The following is a 7373-nucleotide window of genomic DNA, read 5'->3' as shown; positions in this document are numbered from 1 at the left end:
TGGAACCGAGCGTTCAACCGATCGACATCGGCCGACACATCGCGCCCGATCGACGTGAACGCAGCCGAAAACGACAATCTCGAACCGATCAGGCCACCACATCAGCAGGAAGAAAGATCGAGGCTAAGGCGCTTGGGGCCGACAATCGAATTGCCGATATTCGACGACCCATCGAAAAAATAACCAACCGAACTATCTGCACACCAACTCAGGACTAGTCCCAAATGGTCCCTGACCTGCGCATGTATCGGGTCGAGGGTCCGGGTCGTGATTCGAGGGCATAATCCTGCCGTAAGCTGCGATGCGCAGTCGTTGTCGAAACCACGGCTGCCTACGGCACCATCGCATGGTTGTTGCCGTGATGACGTCGAATTATTGCGAAACAGGTAGGTGAATACGGTGTCTGCGCGTGAACAGGTGGCAGCGATCTATGAACAAGTTCTTCAGCGCAACGCCGGTGAACCTGAATTTCATCAGGCTGCTGCAGAAGTATTCGAATCGTTGCATGTCGTCCTCGAACGCTATCCCCATTATGCGGACAGTGGACTCGTCGAGCGCTTGTGTGAACCGGAACGACAGATCATCTTCCGAGTCCCTTGGGTAGACGATACGGGTGCGGTGCAGGTCAACCGAGGTTTTCGCGTTCAATACAACAGCGTGCTCGGACCGTACAAGGGCGGTCTGCGGTTCCACCCCAGCGTAAATCTGGGGATCGTCAAGTTTCTGGGCTTCGAACAGATCTTCAAGAACGCGTTGTCCGGCCTACCGATCGGCGGTGGCAAAGGCGGATCGGATTTCGACCCCAAGGGTCGTTCCGACGCGGAAGTAATGCGGTTCTGCCAGTCGTTCATGACCGAACTGCATCGTCACATCGGCGAGTACACAGATGTTCCGGCCGGTGATATCGGTGTCGGCGGCCGAGAGATCGGGTACCTGTTCGGGCAGTACAAACGATTGACCAACTCCTACGAATCCGGAGTGTTGACCGGAAAAGGCCTGAACTGGGGTGGCTCTCAGGTACGTAAAGAGGCAACCGGTTACGGCGCCGCATATTTCGTCGCCGAGATGCTCAAAACTGTCAAATCTTCGCTCGACGGCAAGACTGTAGTGGTCTCAGGCTCGGGCAATGTCGCGATCTATGCAATCGAAAAGATTCATCAGCTCGGCGGCATCGTCGTCGCCTGTTCCGACTCCTCGGGTTACATCGTCGATCCCAAGGGAATCGACCTTGCGCTGTTGAAGGACATCAAGGAGTCGCGCCGGGCCCGCATATGCGAGTACGTCGAGACCGCCACACATGCAACCTTCACTTCCGGTGGTTCTATCTGGGATGTCGCTTGCGATGTCGCGATACCGGCGGCAACACAGAACGAACTCGACGAGGAAGCCGCCATCACTCTCGTGAAAGGTGGCGTTGTCGTAGTCGCCGAAGGCGCCAACATGCCGACCACACCTGAAGCGGTGCAGGTGTTCCGCGACGCGGGCGTTGCCTTCGCTCCAGGTAAAGCTGCCAACGCAGGTGGAGTTGCTACATCGGCTCTCGAGATGCAGCAGAACGCATCTCGCGACTCGTGGAGTTTCGAGTACACCGATGACCGACTAGCGCGCATCATGACCGGAATCCATGGCCGCGTAGTCGAGACCGCGGAGGACTACGGGATGCCAGGGGACTACGTTCACGGTGCGAACATTGCCGGATTCGTCAAGGTTGCCGACGCCATGATCGCCCTCGGAGTGATCTGAGCCATCGCTGAAATGCCCCGTGCAGTGACCTGCACGGGGCAATCCGATCGAAGACTCGGCTTCGTTGGCGATTCTTCGATCAGGCGCGGGGCGGCGGTGCGTCGGGAATGCGCGCCGCGCAGACTATTCGGCTGTCCGAGATTCCAGTAGTCGTCGTTCGAGGCCTGCGGCAATCGAGAGAACGGTAACGGTGCTCTCGGCGCCTGTGGGAAGGACGTATGTGCGCTCGTCCTCGACTCGGCACCCCATCAGTGCTCTGCCGAGCGGTGACAGCGGAGAACATGTCGCTATCTCGTTCGCGGAGTTTCCCGTGGCCGCAGTCAACACGAACGTCTCGACGTCATCGGGATCGCGATCGAACATCACGGTGACAAGCGAGAACGGACACACGGTGCCGTCGTCGGTCACCTCAGCGGCAGCAGTCACCAACTCCTGCACCTCCGCGATGCGGCGGTCGATGCTCGACAGTTCCTCGCGAGAGCGATGGTAAGGATCGTTGTTCTCGAGATCGCCCATGTTGCGGAACTCGATCACATCGGCTGCAACCTCGGTGCGCCGGATGTGCAAGGCAGACAGTTCGCTGGCCTCTTCTGATACGCCACCTGTGGTCACGATAAGTTCAGCGGTTGTCATGGAATTTCTCCTTGCACTAAAACTCGGTGGTCGTCCCATTCCGAGGTCGTGGAAATACAGGTATCGACGCGGCGAGCAGTGCTCGACACGTCAGGTTCAGTAAGCAAAAAAATGTGCAGCGAGTCGATGCCCCGCTTTTCGGCGATGAAAGACGTACCGCCGACCGACACTCGTTACGGAATACCGCAAACGCGCAGTATTCTTCATTCAGAAACAGTAAATCGAAAGCTGGTATCAGTGGTGTGGCTCAAAAACACCCGCATGGCGGCTATCGGTGCAACGTAGTTTTCAGTGCATCGACGAATGCAGGTGGAACAGCCTAGTGCCCTGGCGGAGCGGTGCACAAACAACCGCGTAGCTCTACAACAATAGGAATCACAGCGTTCACACCTTCTTTCGCATCGCGTGTCTACCTGACTGTAGCCCGAAAAAAATAAAACTCCAGTCACAGCAGTTTCAGCCACTTTCCGCGTGCCGAAACGTGCGTTGTCAGTGCAGGATCGGCGCAGTTTCCTGCCGACACCATCGCGCGATCGCCTCGACTGCCTCGCGCAACGGTGAGCTGGTGCCGACTACGAGGTACGAGGTGGATACGACGGGCGTTCCGTCGACTTCGATTTCGTACTTCAACCGCTGTGCCAGTCGCTTCGCGTTGTGGACCTCCAGTCCAGCTTGGGAGACGGCTCGGCCGTCGCACAAAACAAGGAGTCGGCATCTGCTGTACTCCGACGACGCATCGACAACTGCGGCGGCAATCCTGTTGTTCTCCTCGGACTGCGCGGCGCGCTCGCGCCAGCGGGCGACCAGTCCGCGTCCTCCCGACAAAGCCTCGGTGGTGACAATGATGGCTTCTGCCGTCATCGGACCGTCGGCGGAAACACCGTTCCGCGTTGACGGGTTGGCATGTGTGGCACCACCGAGTTGATCGGAATTCGCGTAAGGATTACGAACAGTCACCTCGACGCCCTGGCGAACAAGCCCGCTGTACAGGTCTTCGTGAAGTCGAATGGGCCGTCCGATGACAAGTGCAACGGCTGTGGTTCCTGCTCGCGGACTATCCGTTCGACGAGCGGACAGCGGCGGCGTAGCGATCTCGACGAGAGCCATATTCACGATCGACCTCTTTGTTGCTGTGGAATCGAGGCACCGGTGGAGTTGACACAACGACACTCACGGCGCTTCAGGGGGACGAGCGGGCCAGCTCCAGTGTTCGGTAGCGGCTGATGATCGTCTGGCGCGTCGCGCGGTCGGTATCGGTCGCCAGCGTCAGAATCCAGGGGGCGGATTCGCTGAAGTTATCGGCGCGAGAGTGCTGTAGATCGGCTGTGACATCTTTCGAGATCGACTCGAGTTTGTCACTGGTCAGCCGACCTGTCGGGTCGGAGAAGCCGTACCCGATCTCCCACACTTGCGGTGGAGGAAACAACCCGGAGACATTGAGTCGGTCCCACTGCCGCGCCAGGAGGGGCGAATTTACCTCGTCGACGGTGCGTTCACGCTGTACGCGGAACGGACATGCTGCATCAATAGCAATTTCCCCCTGCTCCAGAAATTGTCGAAGTCGTTCGGGTGAGGCGCATACCCGAAAATTAAATTCCATCATGACCGCTTTCACGGTAGACTCACTCCTTCGGTCCAATCAGTTCTATAAACTGTAGCCCAAAAGAAAATAAAAGCCAGTCGTGTGCACGCATGCTTGAATGCGGACGAAAGTTTCTCTGACGCAGTGGATGTGAGTCGAACAAATGCGGCCGCCAGTGGATAAGTTACGGGGTGTCGAAAGACGCAGTGAGGCCGGGGAATTGTTCTCCTTCGAGTACTTTTCCAACCTGCCGGTGATCAGTAGTTCACTCGAAATCCGCCGATGAGCGTAATCGCGTTTCCATCGGGATCCTTCATGGTGGAGAGGCGTACATCCTTGTTCGCTTCGACGACCTCACCGGGCACTACGCCACGAGTGACAAGCTCGGCGAGCTGTCTTTCCAGGTCGTCGACGGCCAAGTTCAGCATCCCCGACCCGGCGCGTTCGTCGTCGACAATCACTTGCACCCAGCCGTGATCTGTCACCTGCCATTCGAGAAGCACCGGCATCGGGTTGTTGTCCGCGGTGCGGCCGAAGAAAGAGGAGTACCAAGAACTCGCCCGGTCGATGTCCGACACCGGTACGACAGCGAGTACGTGTTGGAAAGTCATGAGTGCATCCGTTCAGAGGGGTGTGTTTCGTCCGGATGTAGACCACCCCACGTTGGACAACTCATCGCGCGAATGTCCTTCTTCAGGTTCTCGATCACTCCCTCGAGACCCCGATGGCCGAGGTACCCGTCGGGACGGATTACGAACGCAGTCGGACCGGTGACACCGTATTCGGTGCGAAATTCGCTTGCGGAATCGACGACGACCGGCAGCACGGAGGTCACGTAGCTCGCCACAAGCAGATAAACGTCGAGAAGTCCGTGCGCGGCGTCGACGGCTGCCGCGCCGAGCTCTTCGAATTTTCCGACCTCACCGTCCGAATACAACAGGAGCGTGTGGCCGACGCCACCGAAGAGTTCGAACAGGCGGAGAGGAAACGCGACCATGTCGCGGATCAGTCCTCGCGCATCGGGGGCTCGTTCCCCGGGCTGTACGACGGCGGCTGTCGGGTCGGACTCGGAGACCAACGGACTTCCTGCATACGAGATCAGGAGTTGAGCTTGCTTGCGCATCGCCGTCTCCACGGAGCTTTGGCCTGCACCGATTCCTTCGCGGGCGTTTCGGACCGTCATCCCGACGACCTCCTCGCCGACGGGACGGCGTTCGACGTCGTAGCTGTCGGTCAGGCCAGGGGCGGCCACACCGCGTACGGACAATGCGACCTTCCAGGCAAGGTTGTGCGCGTCCTGAATCCCGGTGTTCATACCTTGGGCTCCGGTCGGCGGGTGAATGTGGGCGGCGTCGCCCGCGACGAACACACGGCCCCAGCCGTATGCGTCGACGATGCGATGGCTGATTCGAAAGACCGATGACCAGCGTAGATTCGACGCCGTCGTCGGCTCTGGTGCCAGCTGGTCCAGAACGGCCTGAATGTGATGCAGTTTGGGTGCGGGGCCTGCAGCGAAGCCGTGTGTAATGCCGTCGCCACTGCTGGGTCGATCAGTCAGTTCCGGTGGGACGAGCATGGTCATGCGGTAGCGCTTGTGCCCCGGCAGCGGCATCGCCACCAGCATCGCGTCCGTTGTGCCGTCGGTGGCAGTGCGCGTGATTCTTATGCCGTACCCGGTGGGCTGTGACCAGTCGACTTCGACGTCGCCGAGCATGTAGGCCTCGGCGAAGGCGTCACCCTCGAACGAAAGCCCCAGTTGCTTGCGGACGACGCTGTGGGAGCCGTCGCAGCCGATGACGTACTGAACGTGATCGATCGCGGAGTCGGACGTGGTGACCGTCACTCCCTCGGTGTCCTGATCGACCGACACGATGCCGACTCCGCGCTCGACACCGGACCCGAGTTCGGCAAGTCGCTCCGCAAGGATCCGCTCGGTCTCGTACTGGGGGAGCATTGCGAAGCCGTACGGCACATCGGCGGGCAACGCCAAGTCGATTCGGCCGACGTGCTCGCCGTTGGTGTACACGATCTGTCCGCGCATCATGATCGACGCGTCCAGGACGGCCTTCAACACACCCATGTTCTCGAATACTTCGAGCGTGCGAGGCTGAATGCCGACCGCTTTCGCGTAGCGCGGAGGCTCGAGCAGCGGATCGATCACGCGGCACGAGATCCCACGTCTCCGAAGTTCGATCGCTGCCGTCAACCCGATCGGTCCAGCCCCTGCCACGAGCACGTCCGTATCTATGTCTTCACCGCCGCACAGTCGGTTCTCCCTGGTCGAGAGTCAGTATGGCGACTGTTCGGGCGCCGATGTGCCGTTCTCCACGGACCTCATGCTCAACGGGTGAAAACCTGCCACCGGCGGCTTTTGTTCGTTGCTACATCGGGGGTAAGAGACCCAGCGAGATCAAATCGTCCAGCAACTGTCGTATGTTGCCGGTGTCGAACGAGAGGAAAGCGCGTTCGGTCTCGATCGCGGCAACGTGCTGGGCCAGCACCTCGGGGTCACGCAACGCGAGGATGGTAGCCAGATCCGAGGCCTTGGCGCCGCTGTGCGCGGCCTGTGCCGCCAGTAGGACGTTGAGGTAGCCGTGCTGCTCGAAACCTGTGTCAGCGTTGGTATTTCGAATCGCGTGGTCAAGTCCCGCGACGGCCTTGAAGGAGATTTCACGTCGCGCAGCCTCGTGGATGGCAGCGGCCAGTTCCTGCTCGCCAGGATATGCGTCCGCGGTGACGCCGCCGGTACGGAACGTGGCGTGGTAGCCACGCTCGTCCACGGCGTCGAACACCTCGGCTCGATGTTGTCCGCGCGGGATCTCGACGTAGACGTCGATGGCAGGGTCGACGGCACCCAGCGCGGTGATGTCGGTCCCGTCGGGCAGCGCCACCTCGATCGTGGCGACGGTCAGATTCGACTTCGCATACATCCGATCGAGGGCGGCCTCGACTGTGGCGGGGCCACCCGACGCGATCAGTGAGATCGACAGTGGTTCGGTCACGTCGGTGAGTTCGTCGAGACGGGGGATAGGGATCATCAACGGACCGACGAGGTCCGAGAATGCAGCATCCTTGTACGAAAGATGCTGCTGGACAGCGATTTCGATCGGTGTATCGCCCGGCAGGAGGAGGGGAGCGTCGTCGCACAGTCCGCGGAACAATCTCGGAATCACTTCATCTCACCCGACTGCCGTTGTCGGGTGAGATGATGCGCAACGTCGAGTCGCGTTCGGTCGATCGGTCGGGTTCGGCGGAGTCGGTCACCGTCCAACTGTAGCGACAGCAGCGCAGTGGTCCACATATTAAGTGGTCGAGCTACCAATTGGGCCGGTGCCGTGACAGGTCGATGTCGAAGCCGAAGTATGTCGGTCTGCTCGAGTAGGGTCTAGTAACCGTCCGTGCAGTGAGCGATCGC

The 7373-nt window shown here is 59.8% G+C and carries 7 protein-coding genes; 1 reads left to right on the top strand and 6 read right to left on the bottom strand.

From position 1 onward, the window contains the following. Window positions 1–399: 399 nt before the first annotated feature. A complete protein-coding gene (gdhA, locus tag QMK32_RS23440) occupies window positions 400–1743 on the top strand; it encodes an NADP-specific glutamate dehydrogenase (protein WP_269306266.1) in 1344 nt (447 codons plus the stop codon). 123 nt (window positions 1744–1866) lie between these two features. On the opposite strand, the gene QMK32_RS23435 is transcribed toward gdhA, so the two are convergent. From QMK32_RS23435 to QMK32_RS23410, 6 genes are all read right to left on the bottom strand, one after another. Continuing rightward, window positions 1867–2376: a GreA/GreB family elongation factor gene (locus QMK32_RS23435; protein WP_283477878.1), complete on the bottom strand. Its 510-nt coding sequence runs from the start codon at window positions 2374–2376 to the stop codon at window positions 1867–1869. Between the two features lie 489 nt (window positions 2377–2865). Then, a complete protein-coding gene (locus tag QMK32_RS23430; protein WP_283477877.1) occupies window positions 2866–3489 on the bottom strand; it encodes a hypothetical protein in 624 nt (207 codons plus the stop codon). A gap of 67 nt (window positions 3490–3556) precedes the next feature. Continuing rightward, a complete protein-coding gene (locus QMK32_RS23425) occupies window positions 3557–3979 on the bottom strand; it encodes a hypothetical protein (RefSeq protein ID WP_283477876.1) in 423 nt (140 codons plus the stop codon). 236 nt (window positions 3980–4215) lie between these two features. Next, on the bottom strand, window positions 4216–4569 hold the full coding sequence (locus tag QMK32_RS23420) for a VOC family protein (RefSeq protein ID WP_283477875.1): 354 nt from the start codon (window positions 4567–4569) through the stop codon (window positions 4216–4218). Then, entirely contained in the window at window positions 4566–6206 is a 1641-nt protein-coding gene (locus QMK32_RS23415) for an FAD-dependent monooxygenase (RefSeq protein WP_283477882.1), read from the bottom strand. The genes QMK32_RS23420 and QMK32_RS23415 overlap by 4 nt, the downstream gene beginning before the upstream one ends. A gap of 133 nt (window positions 6207–6339) precedes the next feature. Next, window positions 6340–7131: a hypothetical protein gene (locus QMK32_RS23410; protein ID WP_283477874.1), complete on the bottom strand. Its 792-nt coding sequence runs from the start codon at window positions 7129–7131 to the stop codon at window positions 6340–6342. Window positions 7132–7373: the final 242 nt, after the last annotated feature.

This window comes from Rhodococcus sp. H29-C3 (genome assembly GCF_030063405.1).
Classification (GTDB): Bacteria; Actinomycetota; Actinomycetes; order Mycobacteriales; family Mycobacteriaceae; genus Rhodococcoides.
This window is presented reverse-complemented; position numbering and strand designations above follow the sequence as displayed.